This window comes from Alicyclobacillus hesperidum subsp. aegles (assembly GCF_027923525.1).
Taxonomy (GTDB): Bacteria; Bacillota; Bacilli; order Alicyclobacillales; family Alicyclobacillaceae; genus Alicyclobacillus; species Alicyclobacillus aegles.
Genome location: NZ_BSBJ01000008.1, coordinates 120,227 through 139,436 on the forward strand (window position 1 = coordinate 120,227; position 19,210 = coordinate 139,436).

The window sequence follows — 19,210 nt, forward strand, 5'->3', positions numbered from 1 at the left end:
CATGGTAGTGGGAGATATGTTGGAGGAAGTTGAAGTTCTAGTCATCGGCGCTGGCCCTGGCGGTTACGTGGCGGCCATTCGCGCGGCACAACTTGGCAAGTCGGTCACCATCGTCGACAAAGCAGAACTCGGCGGCGTGTGTCTGAACCGCGGTTGTATTCCTTCGAAGGCTCTGATTTCTGCGGCTCATCACTATGAAGCCGCGAAGGAGTCGCCGTTCCCAGGCGTCGAAACGACGGCTGCGCTTGACTTCGCCAAGGTTCAAGCGTGGAAACAAAGCGTCGTCGACAAGATGACCGGTGGCGTCCAACAATTGATGAAGGGCAACCGCATTAACGTCATCTCCGGCGAAGCATTTTTTACAAAGCCGAACGAAGTACGCATTATGCACGAGAACGGCAGCCAGCGCATCCAGTTCCAACAGTGTATTCTGGCGACAGGGTCTCGCCCCATCGAGTTGAAGAACTTGCCGCTAGGCAAGCGCGTGATCGACTCGACTGGTGCGCTCGCGCTCGATCACGTTCCGAACCGCCTCGTCGTCGTCGGCGGTGGATACATCGGTATTGAGCTCGGCCAGACATTTGCGAAGTTTGGCAGCCAGGTAACCATCATTGAGGGTCTGGACAGCATCCTGGCGCTCTTCGACAAGCAAATGGTGCGCTTGGTGGAACGCAACTTGAAGAAGTATAACGTCGAGATCGAAACAAACGCCTTGGCACAATCGGTCGAAGAGACGGATGACGCGGTCAAGCTCACGTACAAGAACAAAGCTGGCGAGGAAACGACGATTGAAGCGGATTACATCCTGGTCACCGTTGGCCGTCGCCCGAATACGGACGATCTGGGTCTTGCCGACGCGGGCATTGAACTCACCGAGAAGGGCCTCGTCAAAGTGGATGCACAATGCCGGACGACGAATCCGAACGTCTATGCCATCGGCGATATCGTGCCGGGTGCTGCCCTCGCCCACAAGGCATCCTATGAAGGCAAAGTGGCCGCAGAAGCGATTGCCGGCAAACCGAGCATCGTGGACTATCGTTGCATTCCGTCTGTCGTCTTCTCCGATCCGGAGATGGCCTCTGTCGGCTTGTCCGAAGAAGAGGCGAAGAAGCAGTACGGCGATATCGCGGTTGGCCGCTTCCCGTATGCAGCCAACGGCCGGGCGACCGCCCTTAATGCGGACGCTGGTTTTATCAAGCTGATTGCCAACAAGGAAAATGGCGTGCTCGTAGGCGCCCAAGTGGTCGGCATCGAAGCGTCCAACTTGATTGCAGAACTTGGCCTCGCCATCGAGATGAGCGCGACGCTCGAAGATATCGCACTCACCATTCATGCGCACCCGACGTTGGGAGAAATGGTGATGGAAGCTGCCGAAGTTGGACTTGGCGAGCCCATTCATATCATTACCCGTTAACAAGCATGAAAAAGCTCAGGCCGAAACGCCTGAGCTTTTTCATGCCCATTATTGTGACGCCGTCATCGCATCTTCGACATATTTCCCGCGCAATAGTTCGACAATCCTTGACCTGTTCCCCAAGTCGTTACACCATGCCAGAAAAGCCCACCTGTCGCAACGCTTCGAATACAACAACAGCCACAGCATTCGACAGATTTAAGCTCCGAGCCGCCGCGTCTGGAAGCATTGGAATGCGGATTACCTGATCTGGATGTGCCGCAAGCACTTCTTTTGGCAGTCCCTTTGTCTCTTTGCCAAACACCAGGAAATCCTCGTGTGTATATGTGACGTCTGTATACCAATGGCCGCCTTGTGTCTCCACGTAGTGAAAACGTGCATGCGGGAACTGCGCCCACAACTCATCCAACGAATCGTGATAGCGGATATCGAGAAGATGCCAGTAGTCGAGTCCTGCCCGCTTTAACTGTCGATCATCGGTCGAGAAGCCAAGCGGCCGTACCAAGTGGAGCGTGCTTCCTGTCACAGCGCAAGTCCTTGCAATATTTCCTGTGTTCGCCGGTATCTCTGGTTCTACGAGAACAATGTGCATAACGGATGTACCCCCAAATTCGAGTCCGCAACCAGTCTATCACGGCCTTGGACGAGGGGCCAATGCGAACTGCGCGAAGGACGTCATTCACCCTTTATCCAAGATCGCGATCTGATCGGGTAAATGGACAAATGCGTAACGCGTGTTGGGGGTATAAGCACGGCTATCGTAGTACAAATACGGCCGATGAAAGCTATCATCCGTATGAGCGTTGACTAGAGGTTCACCTGCTGCATCGAATTCTGTGACAATGGTCGTATGGTGATACGTCCCCGAACCGCTCCAATCGTAAAAAATTAAGTCGCCCATTTTCAATTCGCTCGCCTTGGCGACCACTTGCCCGCCGAGCACAGACGTGACAACGCCAAAGAGCGCGTTCGACGTCGTCCAGCTGTAGCTCCACCGTCCTGTCCGCGGATCGTTTGTATCCATCCACCATCCCTTACTTACATCCGGCTGTCCCCACATGGGTATCCCACCTGCGTGCAAGCACTGCGAGATGAAATTGGTACAGTCGTCCTCCAAACGCGGGTATTGTGGATTGGTGGAGTCCCACCAAACGTCGGCGTAGCGCGTGGCGCGCACCCTATCGTACACATCCTGCCGCCGATTGCGATCCTGAGGCAACCGTGGCAAGACGTAGTTGCCGCGCGTCTCTTTAACGCTGTCAAACGATCTGCCATCCGTGGTCTCCTCCGCTTGTACAAGCCGCCATGTATGACCGAGTTGCTGCCACAATTGGCGGTGCTCGATAGTTCTGCACTCAACCTCGACGACGTTTTGTTTATCTTCATATGTCCAGCACAGTCGTTCGATGGCTCGCGCATGTACGAGATTCGGCTCTTTGCCCTGGACAAGTTCCCGAACTTCAATTTGCGTGTGAACGCGTAGCAATTGTTTGCCTTGTGCTTGATACGCACGGTGCTTTCGTTCCGCCAGATGAACCGAGCGCTTCACCCAAGGCTCGTTCGCAGCTGCACCCTTGAGAGCTGCAAAGGATCCCGCATCGCGGGTCAACCAGACGCGTGATCGCGCGTCGAAGTACTGGCGCAATGCTTCAATACAAGAATCCACGGCGTCTCACACCTCACTCCTTGCTGCTGCATCATATGACAAACGCCGTGCCGCGTTACCTACGGAATGTTCTAAAAACGCAAGTCGGCGGCGGTTTGTGATATACTCGCTCAAGAGTGCGTTTTGCAGTATGAAACAGAGGGGGCGTCCTTTTTGCCGTATCGATCGACTCCACCCACGACCGTTCGCGCCGTCGAAAGGGCGCTCGACATTTTACTCTGTTTCACGAAATCCACTCACGAATTGAGCCTGAGCGAGATTGCACGCGACGTCGGACTGCATAAAAGCACGGCCCATCGGCTGCTTTTATCGCTGCAGCAAAAGGGTTTTGTGCGCCGACAGCCTGGTTCTGACAAGTACATGCTCGGCTGGAGCGCCCTTTGCCTGTCGGCGAATGCGCCGCTTTTTGATAGCTGGACTTCCGTCGCGCTGCCCACTATGGAGGAACTTCGCGATCGCACAGGAGAGACGGTCAGTCTGTATGTGCGTAGCGGGATCGAACGCATCCGCGTGCAGGCTGTAGAAAGCCGTGAACCCATCCGCAATGTTGCGACCGTCGGCGAACGCTATCCGCTGTACATTGGTGCGTCCGGCAAGGTTTTGCTGGCCTGGTCTGATGTCGATCTACTCGACGAAATACTGCGCAGAGAACGGCTGCCGAGCGGCTTTTCGGTAAACGAGTTGCAATTACAGCTGCAACAAGTGCGGGCCGACGGGTATGCAGTGAGCATTCAGGAACGGGATGCAGGAGCGGCAGCGATGGCTGCACCTGTCTTCGGGCCGGATGGCGACTGCATTGCGGCTTTGGCTGTCTCGGGGCCTGTAACTCGTTTGACCGAAGCCAAAATGGAGAATTTGGTATCCCACCTATTGGGCGCCGCGCAGACCTTGTCGAAGGCCATTGCAAACGCCTCGCGTTAGGCAATCGGGGTCCATCGTGTAGTGGAACGTAAATGAGGTGAATGAGATGACGAAACCAACTATCGTCGTAATGGAAGGCGACCAAACCGGACAGGAGCTTCTGGAAGAAGCTCTACGTGTGTTGGCGCCCGAGGTGACAGGCTTCGAACTCGCTCTGTCACGCTTTGATTTAAGCTTGGAGAACCGCCGCAAAACTGGGAACCAGGTTGTGTTTGAAGCTGCGCAAGCCATGCGTGAAACGGGCCTCGGACTCAAGGCCGCAACGATCACGCCTGAAGAAAAAGGCGACGTCGGAAGCCCGAATGCGATTCTCCGCAAGGAAATCAACGGAACCGTAATTGTCCGTACAGGCCGCCGTATTCCCGGTATCGCGCCGCCGGTCGGCGTGTACTCGCCCATTTCGGTCGTTCGCATGGCCGTGGACGATGCCTATGGTGCGAAAGAATGGCGTGAAACTGCGGACAACGGCGACGAGATCGCATTTCGCACAGAGAAGATCTCCCGTTCGGTGTGCCGTGGTGTGGCGAAGTACGCATTTCAACACGCGCGTCGCTTGCACGCCAAGGTATTCGGCGGTCCAAAGTTCACCGTCAGCCCTGTGTATGAAGGCATGCTGAAAGAGGAGATGGACGCGGCGGCGAAGGAGTATCCGGATGTCGCTTACGAACCTCAGCTCATCGATGCGACCTACGCGCTATTGCTCGTCAAGGCAGGTGAACCGCTCGTCATTCCCGCGCTCAATCGCGATGGTGACTGCCTGAGCGACTTGGTGCTACAAATGTTTGGGTCGATTGCCGGCTCGGAATCCATGCTCTTGGCCTTAGACGACGATTTCCGGCCGCAGGTGGTCATGGCAGAAGCGCCACATGGGACGGCGCCAAGCCTTTTTGGCAAAAACATCGCCAACCCGATGGCCATGATCCTCGCTGGTGCGGCGCTACTCGGCTACATCGACGACAAAGATGCACATACCGCCTCGCGAGCCATTTACGAGTCGACGTTAGAAGCCATCGTCGACGGTTGCCGGACGTCCGATCTCGGTGGCAGCGCAAGCACGACGGAGTTCACAGACGAAGTCATCCGCCGCGTTCGCACAAAGCGCGAGGTTTGGAGCACGTTCGGAGACAACGTATAACGCGAACTTGGTGAAAGCCGTCCGACCACTGACGTGGTCTGGCGGCTTTGCCATCGGCAAATCATTCTGCCTTATCCGCCTTGTACCCACCCAACTGTGCAATGCCAGCGCTGCTTTGCTTGCGACCTTCGCAACCATAGGCCATCGCCTGTTCACCCACTGCGCTCTGCGAATAGGCTGGTGACCGAAGGAGATGCGAACCATGCCAAAGTCCCCACGAACGAAATTGCCTGACTGGGTGCAACAACTCATTGACGAATTTACACGTCCACCTTACTTCCTCAGTCCAGGCAACGGAGCCAACCAAAATACCGGAAATCAGCGAAGCCAACCAAGCAACGAACACGAACAATCCTATACGCCACAGCCCGAATCTAGGCACCAGCAGAAAACGCCCGCCAATCCTATGCAGCGGGCAGACCGTGAACGGCGCCATGAACCCGCCCAAACTTCAGGCCTGCGCGCCGGTACGGCTGCCGACTCAGCACGCATACCAAAGGCCGTCCTTACCAAGTATGATTTCGCCTCTGCAAAGCGCGAACAGCTTCAAGGTGTTGAACAAGTGACGACAGAAGACGGTCAACGTTATGCAGTCAAACGGGCGTCCATCCCCCCAGCGCGAGTGCGCTTCATGCATCGCGCGCTCGTATATGCACGCAAGCAGGGTTTCACGCGTTACGCACCGTTTGTGTTGAGCAAACAAAAATCGCCGGTCGTGGTTGACGATGGTCAAGCGTACTACGTCACCAAGTGGATCGACGGGCAACCGGCTCATTTTGCATCTGCGGAACATGTTGCGCAAACAGCCTATACTCTGGCACAGTTTCACGAAGCCACACGCGGCTTTGTCAACGAAAAATACGCGCCTGCCGACGCCTTCGACCTCTTCGGCATGCTACAACGGCGCACACGCGATCTCCGGCATATGCTCATACGCGCCGATGCCAAGCGAGATAAGGATGCCTTCGACGCCCTTCTGCTGTCGCTACGCGACGCACTGCTCAACGATGCGGCACATAGCCTGCATCTGGTCGACGACGCCGAAGCAATTGCCTTTCTTGCCGAAGACAAAGACGAGGCTGGGCTCTGCCACCTGGATGTGATCCCAGGAAACTGCCTGTACACACCAGATCACCACGTCTGCCTAATTGATTTCGATCTCGCGACGTATGCCCCGCGCGCACTGGACATGGCACATTTACTCCGCCGTGGCTTTCAGGCGAGCGATTGGAATGGCGAGCTTGCCTACGCTTGTTTTCTACACTTCGACGCCGTGCGGGCCATTCCGAAAGTGGAATATCGGCTGGTCGAGTCGCTCTTGCGCTTCCCATACCTACCATGGCGACTGGCACACACGCGCTACCGATACTTCGTGAATGAAGCGCAACTTGATGAACTACAGCGGTACGCACTCCAAGAGGAGAAACGCCAGGCCTTCCTCTCTTCACTGGCGGATCAAGTCGAACATCTGGGGGAGCAGGAGGAATGAGCCTTGTTCCAATGCCAGTAAGCCCTGCTGAATGTCGATGGCCGAACCTGCATAGCCGCGCAGGACGCTGCCTTTGCCGACGACGCGATGACAGGGTATGATGACCGCGACCGGATTCGCCCGGTTTGCCTGTCCAATCGCCCGCACGGCAGCGGGCCGTCCAATCCGTTGGGCAATGTCTCCATATGTCGCCGTTTCGCCGTAGGGAATGGCGCACAAGGCTTGCCATACAGCCTCTTGAAACGCTGTACCGCGGGTACGGACCGGAACCGTGAACGAGGACAAATCGCCGCGAAAATACGCCCTTATCTCCTCGATGGCCTGTTCTGCAAGCCTACGAGACGCTCGCGAACCGTTTCGATTGTTCCGGATCCGCTCCACATCCGGCTCCTCCCGTAACCAGGCCGCTTCCACGACAGCGTCATCGTCCGCCACCACGGCAAACGGCCCAAAACAAGTGTCGGTTACTCGCACACTAAGCCCATCCACGCCATTCAAGCCTCCCTCTCCCGCGTCTTCTTCCGCGCCGCCTCAATAGCATCCGCTATCTCACATTGCACCTGTGCATCCGATTCCACGGCGCGCGCATCGAGCAGGAGCCTTACGGCATCTGTGCCGCCGATCTCACCCAACGCCCACGCTGCGCTCGCACGCAATTCCGCCCGTTCCGATTGCAGAAACGGCTCAATGTGTGGTATGGCGTCAACACGTCCCATGTTGCCAAGGGCAATGAGTGCATTGCGCTGCAACGTTCGCACGCCTCGCCAGCCCATTGCCGTCTCCCCATACACGCGCATAAACCGACGATTGGACATTTGAAGGAGTTCGACCAGGTCGGGAAAAGCGAGCTCTGCGTTGGGGTGAAAGGCGGGATCATCCGGCGCTTCGCGCAGCCGGTTCACCGGACACGCCGTCTGACACACGTCACATCCCCACACGCGACGCCCCATTTTTTTGCGAAATGGGCGGGGAATCATACCCTTCATCTGCGTGATGTACGACAGGCAACGCGTCGCATCCAGTTGGCCAGGCCCCACGATGGCCCCTGTCGGACATGCGGTCATGCACAATTCGCAGGTTCCGCAATGACGGCCAACGGCGGGCGGATGTGCGCTCGCATCGGCGATTTCGATGTCGAGTAACAAAGCGCCTAAAAACACGTATGATCCGTAGCGTTCGCTGTACAACATGCCGTTCTTCCCAACCCAACCAACACCGCTGCGCTCTGCCACCCGTCTGTCGACGAGCGGCGAAGTATCCACCGCGATGCGCCCGGCGACAGGCCTTCCTAAGCGCTCTGCAATTGCCGTCTGCAGCCGCGTCAGGCGATCCCGCAAGACTTCGTGATAGTCCTGACCATACGTGTAGCCAGAGGCTTGACCACGCAATTCGCCGCGCGGATGTGACCTAGCCACCGTTTGCCCCTCTGGCGTCATGTAGGGTAACGCGGCGACGACAATCGACTTGGCCTCCGGAAACCATAGAGATGGTTGTGTTCGCGCGGCGAGATCGCCAGCTTCAAAACCTGTTCGCCCCCGCTCTTCATACGCGAGAAGCGGTGCAATCAGCTCGGGAAACGGTTGTGCATCCGTGACGCCAATCTCCGGGAGATGAAGCGCAGCAGCCATATCCGCAATATCCTGCCTTGTGAGTTGAACAGAGGAGGTCATCGCGGAATCGCCTGCCGCGCGAGTTCGTCACAGCGTTCGTTCCATTGTACACCGGCGTGCCCCTTGACTTTTTGAAAGCGCACCTTGTGTGGTTTCATGGCGGCGAGCAACTCTTCCCACAGGTCCTTGTTTTGAACGGGATCGCCCTTACTGTTGCGCCATCCGTTTTTCTGCCAGTTCACATACCACTTCTGCTGAAAGCAGTTGACGACATAGGCCGAATCTGAGTGAATCACCACGTCGCATGGACGTTTTAAAGCCCGCAATCCTTCGATCACGGCGCGAATTTCCATGCGCTGATTCGTCGTCTCGCGCTCGCCTCCGGACAATTCCTTAACGTTATCGTTCCATTGCAAGATTGCTGCCCAGCCACCCGGCCCCGGATTCCGGGAGCAAGCGCCATCTGTATAGACAATGACCGGTTCGCGGTTTTCCATAGGCGTTATCCTCCCTGCCACCAACAAGGGGGCATTCAATCCAGAACAGAATATACCGGGTCAGCTGGACGGTCAAACATCAAGTCAGCAATTTCCAAAGGACAGCCGCGCTGACGACCAACGATAAAATGCCCAGTGTACCGGCGGATACCTGTGCAGTCGCACCGGCGCGACTACCGACCCAACGTGTGAAGGACATCGTGTATGCGAAAATCATCACGGGGATGACCATGGCAAACAGGAATTTAAACACGCTGCATCCTCCTTCGGCCGCGCTGGCCCCCGTGCAGACGACCGCCTCCGCGCATCGATCTCACCATGGCACCAATCGATAACACCGCAATCGGGATCGCAAACACGACAATCCATCCCCAACGAAGCAAGTAGGTGCCGTCGAAATTGATGACCTGAATCCAGTTTTCAGGCCACATGCCTAGGGAGAACGACAATAGGACAAGTGCGGGTACCGCCGGCCGATACGTGGGCCAACCGAACGCCTTGCCAAGCAAGTATGAGCACCCCCACAAGGTGACGGCCATGCGCACAGTTGCAGCGGTGACCCACAAGAAGATGAAGATACTCTCCAGCCTTTGAAAAAAGGGCCCAAGGTGAATCATGCGCGCCAACCTGTATAAGGCAAACGACGTCTTTCCCGTTTCCGCGGCCGGAAAAACCATGTGATAGGTCAGCATGAGCCCGACAAGCAACAATGTCGAGACCACAATGCTGACAAAGCCAATGCGCCGCATTTTCGATGTATCGTGAACGTGTGGATAGATAATGGTCAACAACAACACGTTGGCGAAAATCGAACTGTATTGAAGAGAGCCTCGCAAAACCTGTTCTGGCCCCGTCCCCCAGAGCGGCAAAAGCATGTAAGGACGCCACCAGTTGACGGTCATCAGGCAGACGGCAACGAGCCCAACTAAAAGTATCGGCAAAAAGATGAACGCGGTTCGACAAATGCCCTCAATACCACCATACACGATGTATCCCACCGCAAACATGAATACCGCGCCGACAATCAGAATGGGGGTCGAAGGCAACACCGTGCTGACCACGTTTTCGGTGAACTCGCGCATGACCGCGGCCGTCGAACACAGGAAATACAGCGAGAATACAAGCGCGATAAGGATGGCGCCAAACCTTCCAAACACTTCTTTCGAAACCTCAACAATGTCCAGGTTTTTGAAGTACCTGCGCAACAACTGTTCGACCAAGAAAAATAAAATAAGCGTCAACACGCCTGAAAAAACAGGCTCCATCCAAGCCGCCTCATACCCACTTAAACTGATGTACCGTGGATAGGTAAGAAACGCATTGGTGCTGACGAAGATGATGAGCATCGCCGTCATCTCGGAGCCCGGTACCTTGGCGTTGCGCCGCGCCGACTGGCTCATGTTTCTCCCCCCTCTTTCCCGGTTGACTTGCGCGTGGGCGCGCTCCATGGCCTGGACATGGGTTTTTGGCGCCAGCTTCGCAGTGGATACAAAAAGGATGGACGCTTATTCATCGACCAGAGTGGTCCGCGCAACAAAACGTCGCGCGATGCGCCGCTAGATGGCGCGATGGGCGATAAAATTGGGACCCCGAACGATTTGAGCATCGTCAGACGCACGACATACACGACAAACAAAATCGCGATGCCATAAAATCCAAGTACGGCGCCGGCAATCAAAAAAGCAAAACGCATAATCCGAATGCCCATACTCAATTCGTAATTGGGCACTGTGAACGAAGCGAGTGCAGTCGTCGCCACGACGATGACCAACAGAGGGCTTACGATACCCGCCTGCACGGCCGACTGGCCAATGATCAACGCACCGACAATGCCTATCGTCGGACCGATCACCGTAGGAATGCGAATGCCTGCTTCCCGAATCAGCTCGATTGCAAATTCCATGAGCAGAACTTCCACCACGACCGGAAACGGCACTTGTTCGCGACTACCAGCAATCGCGAGCATCAGATCCGTTGGCAGCATCTCTGCATGATAATTGGTGACTGCCACATACAGACCTGGTAGCAACAAGGCCGTCAACAACGCGATCCACCGAATGAGTCGCATAAACGTGCCAGGCAAAAAGCGAATGTTGGAATCCTCCGAGCTATGCACCAAGGACCAGAGAACCACCGGGACAATCAGACAATACGTGCTATTACCTACAAACAGGGCCACGTAGCCTTCAGCCAGAGAAGCCGCGACGCGATCCGGTCGTTCCGTCGCCATGACCTGCGGGATCAGCATGCTCGGCCGATCTTCGATAAATTGCTCCAACATGCCGCTATCGAGGACAAAATCGACGTCGATCTGCGATATGCGCCGACGCACCTCACGTACCAGCTTCGGGTTTGTCACGCCATGAATGTACATGATGGCGACGTCGGTCCGCGCCAGATTGCCAACGCTGTGAATTTCGGTGACCAAATGCTCCGTGCGCAGGCGGGCACGAACCAGCCCGGTGTTCGCGCGAAAGTTTTCTGTAAACGCATCCTGCGAACCACGAACGACATTTTCCGTCTGTGGCGTCGATACGGATCGATGTTCCCAGCCCTTGGTCTCAATGACGAGTGCGCCATTGCAGCGATCCAGAAACAGTACTGTCGATCCTGTCAGGATATTGGCCACTGCCTCTGACCACTTGTTCACGATTTGCGATTGATTGCCGGGAAGCAGCTTCTCGACGACATACTCCAGTGTTCGCCGCGGATTTTCCTCGCTCACGTGCGTCAAAATCATCAATGGCTCAAGAATGGCCGAGTTAATGACGTTCTTATCGGATAGCCCATCAACAAACACTGCCATACCGCGCCATGGCGCCTTGGTGTCAACGCCGACGCGAAACTCCCGGATCACGATATCTTTGTTCTGTGGCAGGTGAAAAAAGCGTTCCAAGCGCCGCTTCATCTCATCGATGTCACATTCGATCTCGTCATCCTGGCCCACATGAGCCTTTTCCACGGCTTCTTCATACTCTTTTGTCGCTCTCCGCAGAAACGTGCGCATCGAGACAGGCTTCTTTGATGTATCTGTCTTGTTTTCCGCAGTGGTGAAATTGACCGTCTCCGGCTGCGGCGTCTCTCCGTAGGTGTCAGCTGGTTCTGACGGATCATCGTCGGCGAGTGAAAACTGGTCGTCGAGCATCGAATCGTCGACCGTCAACAGGCGTTTAAGTGCCCCTGTAAAGCTCATATCCACCGACGCACCCTCCCATCGTCTCGCAAACCATCTGTTTCATGTCTCGTAGGGTGCGACAGGTGACGAAAAGTTATCCCGCCGCCACCACGGCGCCGGGACAAATTTTACTCTTATGATGCAAAGATAGGGATTTATTGGTTTCCGGGCATTACAGCTTGTGGGGAAATCGTCAATTGGAGAGCTAGCTTTTTTGTGGCTTCCGAGTAATTCAACATCCGAATGCCGAACGGACGCTGCGGCCGCTTCGAGAAATCGATCTCGACATCGTCCTGACCCGCGTTCATCTCCACCCAATTTGGCGTGTGCGCTCGCTCCAGAACCGAAAACAAAATGCTGTTCGGGATTGGAAAAAAGGACATCGAAGCACTGTCGACGTGAAGGACAAGATTACCCGCTGTCACCTTTGGTGTGAGCACGAGGTGAAAGGGCACGATTTTGCCCAACAAACGAATGCCAAAGTCGCAATTCCAATCGTGATCGAACTGGACATTTGCCGAGCCGAGAATCTTGCCCACTTCTTCATCGTGAGCGATAGCATATGACAGATATGCGTTAATGGCCTCCTGACCAATCTGGACTTCGACCGCTGGCTGTTGACTGGCAACCAAAGGAGGGGCCCCACCCGTCGACTGGTTCTTGGTCGGGAATGTATTCCAAACGATAAGAGCAGCTACGACGATGAGCAGGTTGATCGACAACAATATAATAAACGCCCGCTTCCAGGCCATCTCGAAGACGCCTCCTCCAACCCTTTGCTCAGGGCGCTGCCTTGCGCCGCTTGTTTCCCGCTGCGAGCCGCACTTGCGCACGGACGTAGTGACACAGGTCGGAAACTGGGCAGATATCGCACTTGGGTTTGCGCGCGACGCAAATTTGCCGACCGTGGTGGATGAACAAGTGATGGGCTTGCGTCCACAATTCGCGCGGCAATTTGCGGCACGCCTGTTCCTCGGTTTTTAATGGATCGTCGCTCTTCACAATGCCGATGCGGTTCGTCACGCGCTGAACATGTGTGTCGACGGCAAACGCAGGAATGCCAAACGCGTTGGATAGTACGACGTTTGCCGTCTTTCTGCCCACGCCGGGCAACTCAACCAGCTGCTCGCGGTTTTTCGGCACTTCACCACCGTATTTCTCAAGCAGGATGCGCGCCGTTGCAACGATGTTCTGAGCCTTTGTGCGAAACAGCCCCACCTCGCGAATATCTTCTGCCATTTGCTCAGGTGTCGCGGTAGCAAAGGCCCTGGGCCCTTGGTACTTTTGAAACAATCGCGCCGTCACCATGTTGACGCGAGCATCTGTACACTGTGCGGACAGCATGGTCGCAATGAGCAGCTCAAATGGGGTTGTGAAGTTGAGTGCACATTTGGCATCTGGATAACGTTGTGCCAAACGCGCAACCACCTCCGCCGTCTCTCGCTTAGTCAACAAGGCCATCGTCTCATCCCCTCTTGGCGGCGGACACACGGACGTAACGCCGCAACTTCGCCCGCTCGATCCGCCCTTCGTCCGCGATGCGGGCAATCAGGACTTCCCGCACCAATGGTGGTTGATACGTGATGTCGCGGGCGGCGCGAAACGGCTGGAAAACAGGTGCAAGCCAAAGATACTCACAGGTGATGACGCGATAGGTCCGATCCGGTTCCAGTTCTCTGCCTTGGTGCAGAATGCGACGTACGTGCTGACGCTCACCATCATCCACCAACTCAACGACCGCCCCTGCGATCACAAGATAACCAATCTTCCCGCCCCGAAAGCCGAAGCCGATACCCAAGCGGCCGTACGTTTCAGGCTGAATGCCTTGTTCGATGGCAGCCTCTAACTCGCGCCCCGTCAGGCTTACAACAATTGGGCGAGTTGGCGTTGGGCAGGCAGCGAGCAAATTCTCCAATGTCAAAGTACCCGGCAAAAGGCTGGCGTTTAACGCACCCGTCATCATCACGGCGAGATCGCCTTGAAATTCGTCAAACAACACGTCGACCAGCAGATTTGCGAAAGTCGATTCGTCGTGATAGACGATGGGCAGCCCTTCCGCAAGCGAGGCGACTGGACGCCCGAGGACCGCTTGTATATGCTCCTCGTACCTGCGGTAGACCTGCTCCATGGCCATGTCAAACGGCGTTTCGTGCAACACCGGAACAGGCTTCGAGACGACTTGCTGGACACTTCGACCGTCCCAATCGATGACGGTATGGCCAAATGCAGTTGCATGCTTGCCAGGTTGGAAAATGGCTGTCTTCTCGACGTATTCTGCCCTTGGCATCGACTCGTGCGAATGCCCGCCGAGAATTACATCAATGCCTGGCACCATCGCGGCCAGCCGACGGTCATCCCGCAATCCAAGGTGGGACAGGCAAACGACGATATGGGCACCTGCGGAGCGCAGATTTTTCACCGCAGTGCGGGCACACGCGAACGGATCGAGCGGCTGTACATGAAGCATCTCGTAGGGAAGATCGTAATTCGGCGTCAATCCGAATGCGCCGACGCGAACGCCATTTACGTCAAACACGCGCGTATCGATAAAAAAGGGAAATGGTTCGCCGTTCGGCTGGCGCAGGTTGGTCCCAAATACAGAAGTGTTCGCTCTCGCCACCAAACCAGGCCAGTCTTGAACCGGAATGGTCAGCCCTTCGTTATTGCCGAACACCCAGCCGTTCACACCAAGTGCAGCCATCATCTCAGCGTTGAGTGTGCCCATGGTGGCTTCGGTTTCCGGGCGGACCCGATCAAGCACGTCCCCAATGTCGAACGTGAGCACCGGCTCGCCAAGATCCTCGAGGCGCGATCGCAATGCCCTTAGTTGCTGTCCCAGACGCATGTAACTCTCCAGACGACTGTGAACGTCATTCATGTGCAAAAGATGGATGCGCACGCCTTCACCTCATCATCCATGGCTGACCTGTGCTCGGCTCGCCTCAATCCACAGCTTACAAAGTGGCGTGAATGTGCTCTCGACCCATTCCACCAGCTGAGTCCCCGAATGGGTGATGGCAAGTTCTTTGTCCAGGCGCCGGCCAATCAACAATTCCGCCTTTTTTACCTGTACAAGCCTATCGCCAAACGCCGCAATCTCGCGATCCGCAACTTGTGCCGCGGGAATGGACGAAGGCTGTGTATGATCCGGTATGTAGACAAAATCATCTGGTACAATTCGTTGAATCTCACTCGCTTGCGCCTGCAAATAGTGCCCAAACGCCACCTTGTCCTTGGCTTCGTAAATGTAGCCGAACGCCGCGAAGACATGTGTCGGCCAAATACCAATTTGGAAGTGTGGATGTTGCTTATAGCCGCGGCTGTTCGCACTGAACGCGACCCACGTATCACTTGGCGGGTTTACCGTGCGGCGCGCGTGCTTGGCGACATGGGCATACATCGGAGATTGCAGCCGCTCAGACAAAAATGGCACGAAGTGTTCACCGAGTACCGCAAGTTTTGGCTGGATGCGCGCCCGAATCGCTGTCATACGCGGTTCTAGACCTGGAATGGAAAACACATCAAAATCCGCTTCGTCAAAACCGTTGAACAATCGCGGCACCTCACTTTATCAGCTGCGTGTAGCGTGCATCTACCTTACTCCCTAGACTAGACAAGACCATAGAGTCAGGCAAGATCGGCACGCGCCTTGGTCGCTAATTTGCGCTCTATGCGCTCCAGCCTGTGGAGCAAAGCCGTTTCTTCCCGAGATGCTCGTTGCACTCGCTCTAACGCCAATGAAGTCGCCTGTCTTGCCGCATGCAATTCGATGGCACGATGCTCGTAGTACTTGGCGAGCTCAACGAGCGGTTCTGGTTGCTGGGGATAGCTCTCCGCCATCTCCCACCAGAGACGAACCGCTTCGTCCCACAGCCCACGCCGCTTGAGAAAGAGGCTGAACAACCAAAACGCGCGCCAATCGGCATCGTCGGCGGCCGCTGCCCGCCGATAGGCGTTTGCAGCCGCTTCCCAGTCGTGCCAAGCGTCAAACCAAGTCGCTATCGCCAGATTGGGCCTTGCCTCCACATACACCGCACGCCCCGACAAGGCTTCGGCGATCGCGATGAGCACGCCTACAAGTGAACAGACATCGTGTAAGTTGTGCCGAAACACATCCTCCATCACCGAAAACGGCGCTCCCCCGACAAACTCAAAGTAGCGCGCTGGTGCCTCACGCCCTGGCAAATCATCCATTCGCGTTACCCCAAGCAGACGCTCGACCTCCGCCAGCGATACGCGACCGAGAACGTCTTTCCAAAGGCGTCTACTCGGATGTAGAAGATCCAGTTGCGCGCGGTCAATGCGTGGCATTTGGTGAAGGACCCGGCGATTTTGCAAAAGCGGCCAGTCGAACGATTTGCCGTTAAAGGTTACGACCACTGTTTGTGTGTCGCCGAGCGGTCCCGCTTCCATCGCCGCAAGCACCGCACCCTCAGCCCCGTAATCATCGACAAAGTATTGATCGACGCAAAATTCATCGTCTATGAAATAGCCGACACTGTGCAAAAACGGAAGTGTACCGCTGCCAAGTCCCAACCCGTTCGTCTCCGTGTCATAAAAGCACAGGTTGGCAATGGCGATGGGTGCCTTCGCCAACTTGGCCATGGGGGCAAGTTCGAGATCGAACACATCGAGGAATGGACGCTCCCCATGCTTCGTAAACACGTCAAACGATGTCGTACGGCACCAACAGCGTCCAGCGTCCGTCGTGATCTGACGAAAACCAGCCTCCAATAACTCCTCATCGCGCGGTGTACATACACTGGGTTGACGATGATCGCCAGACACGGGCGGATTGTCGTCAGCCGTCACCGGTCCACCTGTCACCCCACGGACGCTTTGTTCCAATGCGCGCAGCTTATCGAGCAGGCTTCGCGCCATCGATTAAACCTCCTGTAGCAGCCGGCCATCAAGGCAACGCACTACCAACTTTTCGACCATTTGTTTCAGTTGCTCTTCCTCGGTTCCCGGCCCGACGCAGCCCGGACACCCCCACTCACAACGACAACCACGAACCATGTCGAGTGCAGACTGCAAGATCAGATCACGATCCCGAAACGCCCGATCACAAATGCCAATGCCTCCCGGATAGGCGTCGTACACGTAGACCGTCGGCTGGATGTAAAGCGGATCGCGCACTTGGACAGCCGCATGAAGATCCGACACGGAACACATGCAATGGAGCGCAACCGCGTGTTTAAGCAGATGGCCGAAGCCTTTAAGAGCCGACTCCCACGCGTCAGGTCCGACCGCGAGCAAGTCTTGGTCGAATGTGCACCAGTAACCTGTCGTATGCAATTCGGCCTCTGGCAGATGAATTCGCCCCCAGCCGAGGTTCTCGTGCGTATCGAACTTGATTTTTTTAAACAACGTTGGCGTCGCATTGACGGCAACCTCGCCTGTGCGGTGTATGACGCCCGCCCCTTCGGCATGTTGCAACTCATCAAGCACCTGCAGCCGGACGGCGAGTTCAGCGTCCGTATAGTAGTCGCAATCGACAGCCCGCACATACGCTTTGCCATTGTCGAGATCGAGCTTTTCTACCTGATAGGACTTCGCCTGATGCAAATAGATAGCCTCTTCGTGCAACGTCGTGAGAGCACCAAAGCGATCTGTTTCGCCGATGACAATCGGCCTTGCCACGTCCGTTTGATCAATGATGACGACATTCTCCTGCGCCGCACTGCGCAAGGATATGCCATGCGACGGCAACGCATCGGCCATCCAGTGATAGCGGTTGTCGCTACCCTTGTGCAGCACGCGTGCATCGGCCAGATATTCGAGCAATTCAGCAGTTGTTTCGACAGCAAACGACTCGTCAGCGGCGAACGGTAACTCGTAGGCCGAGCACTTCAAGTGATCCATAAGAATCAACAAGTTATCCGGGTAAATGCGAGCTGCTTCTGGCGATCCCGCCAACAAGGCTTCCGGATGGCGCACTAAGTATTGGTCAAGTGCCGAAGCATTTGCCACAAACAGCGCAAGCGATACGCCCTTTCGGCGCCCGGCGCGGCCGCTCTGCTGACGAATGGAAGCGATGGAGCCTGGATAGCCAACTGTGATGGCCGCTTGTAAGGAGCCGATATCCACGCCGAGTTCTAAAGCGTTCGTACTGACGACACCGAGAATATCACCGTTGCGAAGCCCTCGTTCGATCGCGCGGCGCTCATTCGGGAGATAACCTCCACGATAACCGACGATCCGCGAGCGCAGCCGCTCACGCGCATCTGCTTTCAAATAGGAAGCTAGTACCTCAACCTGTGTGCGCGTTTTGACAAATGCTATGGTTGAGACCTCAGAGTCCAATAATCTCCGTGCCAGGCGTCTGGCCGTTTGCAACGACGAGGCCCGAAGACCTAACTGCGGGTGGACAATGGGTGGATTGTAAACCACGGTGTGCCGTTCGCCCTCAGGGCTTCCGGACTCATCGATGACCGTCGTCTCCCGGCCACACAGACGCGCCGTCAATTCGCCTGGGTTGGCAATTGTAGCAGAACTAAAGATGAACTGTGGGTGCGAGCCGTAAAATGCGCAAAGCCGCTGTAGCCGCCGTAACACATTTGCCACATGGCTACCGAAGACACCGCGATAGATATGGGCTTCGTCAATGACGACATAACGTAGATTCTCAAACAGGCGAAGCCACTTTGTATGGTGCGGTAGAATTGCGGCATGCAGCATGTCAGGATTCGTGACCACGATGTGCCCCGCTTCGCGAATTCTTTGTCGCGCATGTACAGGCGTATCGCCATCGTATGTGAACGACTGTACTTGCGTTCGCAAGCGTCCAATCCACTCGTTGAGCTCTGCCACTTGGTCCTGTGCCAGGGCTTTGGTCGGAAATATGTACAAGGCCCGAGCACTCGGGTCGCGACAGATGGTATCGAGTACAGGCATGTTGTAACAAAGGGTCTTGCCGCTAGCCGTCGGTGTGGCGACAACAATATCGCGACCCGCCGCAAGCGCATCCCAGCACTCCGCCTGATGGCTGTACAATCGCTCAATACCACGCGCAATCAGAGCTTGTTTGACATCCTCATGAAGTGCCTTAGGAATCTCGCGAAATCGACCGAGTCGCGCTGGCGCAACATCCCATGCGGCTACCTGTGCCGCAAACGCCTCATCTCGCCGCCACTCTTCCAATACTTGCTCCAAAATCATTCATACCATCCGCTTTCACTCGTACCTTGTGTAAAGTTGCCTACGAAAAACACCTTTAATGTGTCACCTATTCAGTCACGATTTAAAAAATCAATCATAGCATGTAATAAAGCCCTCGATAGAGAGGGTATGAATCTTGTAC

At 55.7% G+C, this 19,210-nt stretch carries 18 protein-coding genes; 4 read left to right on the forward strand and 14 right to left on the reverse strand.

The features are described 5' to 3' along the window. Position 1 precedes the first annotated feature (1 nt). A complete protein-coding gene (gene lpdA / locus QMF38_RS06845) occupies positions 2-1,414 on the forward strand; it encodes a dihydrolipoyl dehydrogenase (protein WP_058095277.1) in 1,413 nt (470 codons plus the stop codon). A 127-nt stretch (positions 1,415-1,541) separates the two neighbouring features. On the opposite strand, the gene trmL is transcribed toward lpdA, so the two are convergent. Together trmL and QMF38_RS06855 are read right to left on the reverse strand one after the other, a co-directional pair. Then, positions 1,542-2,006: a tRNA (uridine(34)/cytosine(34)/5-carboxymethylaminomethyluridine(34)-2'-O)-methyltransferase TrmL gene (trmL, locus tag QMF38_RS06850; RefSeq protein ID WP_058095276.1), complete on the reverse strand. Its 465-nt coding sequence runs from the start codon at positions 2,004-2,006 to the stop codon at positions 1,542-1,544. Between the two features lie 87 nt (positions 2,007-2,093). Then, positions 2,094-3,080, reverse strand: coding sequence for an amidase domain-containing protein (locus QMF38_RS06855; protein WP_058095275.1), 987 nt, complete (start codon positions 3,078-3,080; stop codon positions 2,094-2,096). A 153-nt stretch (positions 3,081-3,233) separates the two neighbouring features. On the opposite strand from QMF38_RS06855, the gene QMF38_RS06860 reads away from it, so the two are divergent. The 3 genes from QMF38_RS06860 (at position 3,234) to QMF38_RS06870 (ending at position 6,625) form a co-directional block, all read left to right on the forward strand. Further along, positions 3,234-4,001 (forward strand): IclR family transcriptional regulator, encoded by a 768-nt coding sequence (locus QMF38_RS06860; protein WP_058095274.1) that lies wholly within the window; start codon positions 3,234-3,236, stop codon positions 3,999-4,001. Positions 4,002-4,047: 46 nt separating this feature from the next. Continuing rightward, positions 4,048-5,136, forward strand: a complete 1,089-nt coding sequence (locus QMF38_RS06865) for an isocitrate/isopropylmalate family dehydrogenase (protein ID WP_058095273.1) — start codon at positions 4,048-4,050, stop codon at positions 5,134-5,136. A 202-nt stretch (positions 5,137-5,338) separates the two neighbouring features. Further along, positions 5,339-6,625, forward strand: coding sequence for a phosphotransferase (locus QMF38_RS06870; RefSeq protein ID WP_232302337.1), 1,287 nt, complete (start codon positions 5,339-5,341; stop codon positions 6,623-6,625). Here the strand turns inward: QMF38_RS06870 and QMF38_RS06875 are convergent. From QMF38_RS06875 to QMF38_RS06930, 12 genes are all read right to left on the reverse strand, one after another. Then, positions 6,581-7,114 carry a methylated-DNA--[protein]-cysteine S-methyltransferase gene (locus QMF38_RS06875; RefSeq protein ID WP_058095293.1) on the reverse strand — a complete coding sequence of 178 codons (534 nt, stop codon included), beginning with the start codon at positions 7,112-7,114 and terminating at the stop codon, positions 6,581-6,583. The genes QMF38_RS06870 and QMF38_RS06875 overlap by 45 nt on opposite strands. A 5-nt stretch (positions 7,115-7,119) precedes the next feature. Beyond that, the gene (queG, locus tag QMF38_RS06880) at positions 7,120-8,295 is read right to left on the reverse strand and encodes a tRNA epoxyqueuosine(34) reductase QueG (protein ID WP_058095271.1); all 1,176 of its coding nucleotides are present in this window, start codon (positions 8,293-8,295) and stop codon (positions 7,120-7,122) included. Next, complete coding sequence (gene rnhA, locus QMF38_RS06885; protein ID WP_058095270.1) at positions 8,292-8,732, reverse strand: ribonuclease HI; 441 nt, start codon at positions 8,730-8,732, stop codon at positions 8,292-8,294. Before rnhA ends, queG begins: the two co-directional genes overlap by 4 nt. 79 nt (positions 8,733-8,811) lie before the next feature. Further along, on the reverse strand, positions 8,812-8,985 hold the full coding sequence (locus QMF38_RS06890) for a hypothetical protein (RefSeq protein ID WP_281758996.1): 174 nt from the start codon (positions 8,983-8,985) through the stop codon (positions 8,812-8,814). Then, entirely contained in the window at positions 8,978-10,132 is a 1,155-nt protein-coding gene (locus tag QMF38_RS06895; protein WP_058095269.1) for a GerAB/ArcD/ProY family transporter, read from the reverse strand. The genes QMF38_RS06890 and QMF38_RS06895 overlap by 8 nt, the downstream gene beginning before the upstream one ends. Then, positions 10,129-11,925, reverse strand: coding sequence for a spore germination protein (locus QMF38_RS06900; protein ID WP_232302339.1), 1,797 nt, complete (start codon positions 11,923-11,925; stop codon positions 10,129-10,131). Before QMF38_RS06900 ends, QMF38_RS06895 begins: the two co-directional genes overlap by 4 nt. 137 nt (positions 11,926-12,062) lie before the next feature. Next, positions 12,063-12,659: a DUF2140 family protein gene (locus QMF38_RS06905; RefSeq protein WP_058095267.1), complete on the reverse strand. Its 597-nt coding sequence runs from the start codon at positions 12,657-12,659 to the stop codon at positions 12,063-12,065. A gap of 28 nt (positions 12,660-12,687) precedes the next feature. After that, positions 12,688-13,368 carry an endonuclease III gene (gene nth, locus QMF38_RS06910; protein ID WP_281758997.1) on the reverse strand — a complete coding sequence of 227 codons (681 nt, stop codon included), beginning with the start codon at positions 13,366-13,368 and terminating at the stop codon, positions 12,688-12,690. A 4-nt stretch (positions 13,369-13,372) separates the two neighbouring features. Beyond that, positions 13,373-14,806, reverse strand: a complete 1,434-nt coding sequence (locus QMF38_RS06915; protein ID WP_281758998.1) for a bifunctional metallophosphatase/5'-nucleotidase — start codon at positions 14,804-14,806, stop codon at positions 13,373-13,375. A gap of 12 nt (positions 14,807-14,818) precedes the next feature. Continuing rightward, entirely contained in the window at positions 14,819-15,469 is a 651-nt protein-coding gene (locus tag QMF38_RS06920; protein ID WP_083496189.1) for a YktB family protein, read from the reverse strand. A gap of 65 nt (positions 15,470-15,534) precedes the next feature. Further along, positions 15,535-16,788 (reverse strand): ribonuclease H-like domain-containing protein, encoded by a 1,254-nt coding sequence (locus QMF38_RS06925; RefSeq protein WP_058095263.1) that lies wholly within the window; start codon positions 16,786-16,788, stop codon positions 15,535-15,537. A gap of 3 nt (positions 16,789-16,791) precedes the next feature. After that, positions 16,792-19,068, reverse strand: a complete 2,277-nt coding sequence (locus QMF38_RS06930; RefSeq protein WP_058095262.1) for a DEAD/DEAH box helicase — start codon at positions 19,066-19,068, stop codon at positions 16,792-16,794. Between the last annotated feature and the right edge of the window lie 142 nt (positions 19,069-19,210).

What these genes read in the sequence shown, in the direction of transcription:
- lpdA (WP_058095277.1), top strand. Translation starts at nt 2, where the DNA reads ATGGTAGTGGGAGATATGTTGGAGGAAGTTGAAGTTCTAGTCATCGGC.
- trmL (WP_058095276.1), bottom strand. Translation starts at nt 2,006, where the DNA reads ATGCACATTGTTCTCGTAGAACCAGAGATACCGGCGAACACAGGAAAT.
- QMF38_RS06865 (WP_058095273.1), top strand. Translation starts at nt 4,048, where the DNA reads ATGACGAAACCAACTATCGTCGTAATGGAAGGCGACCAAACCGGACAG.
- QMF38_RS06870 (WP_232302337.1), top strand. Translation starts at nt 5,339, where the DNA reads ATGCCAAAGTCCCCACGAACGAAATTGCCTGACTGGGTGCAACAACTC.
- queG (WP_058095271.1), bottom strand. Translation starts at nt 8,295, where the DNA reads ATGACCTCCTCTGTTCAACTCACAAGGCAGGATATTGCGGATATGGCT.
- rnhA (WP_058095270.1), bottom strand. Translation starts at nt 8,732, where the DNA reads ATGGAAAACCGCGAACCGGTCATTGTCTATACAGATGGCGCTTGCTCC.
- QMF38_RS06895 (WP_058095269.1), bottom strand. Translation starts at nt 10,132, where the DNA reads ATGAGCCAGTCGGCGCGGCGCAACGCCAAGGTACCGGGCTCCGAGATG.
- QMF38_RS06900 (WP_232302339.1), bottom strand. Translation starts at nt 11,925, where the DNA reads ATGAGCTTTACAGGGGCACTTAAACGCCTGTTGACGGTCGACGATTCG.
- QMF38_RS06905 (WP_058095267.1), bottom strand. Translation starts at nt 12,659, where the DNA reads ATGGCCTGGAAGCGGGCGTTTATTATATTGTTGTCGATCAACCTGCTC.
- nth (WP_281758997.1), bottom strand. Translation starts at nt 13,368, where the DNA reads ATGGCCTTGTTGACTAAGCGAGAGACGGCGGAGGTGGTTGCGCGTTTG.
- QMF38_RS06925 (WP_058095263.1), bottom strand. Translation starts at nt 16,788, where the DNA reads ATGGCGCGAAGCCTGCTCGATAAGCTGCGCGCATTGGAACAAAGCGTC.
- QMF38_RS06930 (WP_058095262.1), bottom strand. Translation starts at nt 19,068, where the DNA reads ATGATTTTGGAGCAAGTATTGGAAGAGTGGCGGCGAGATGAGGCGTTT.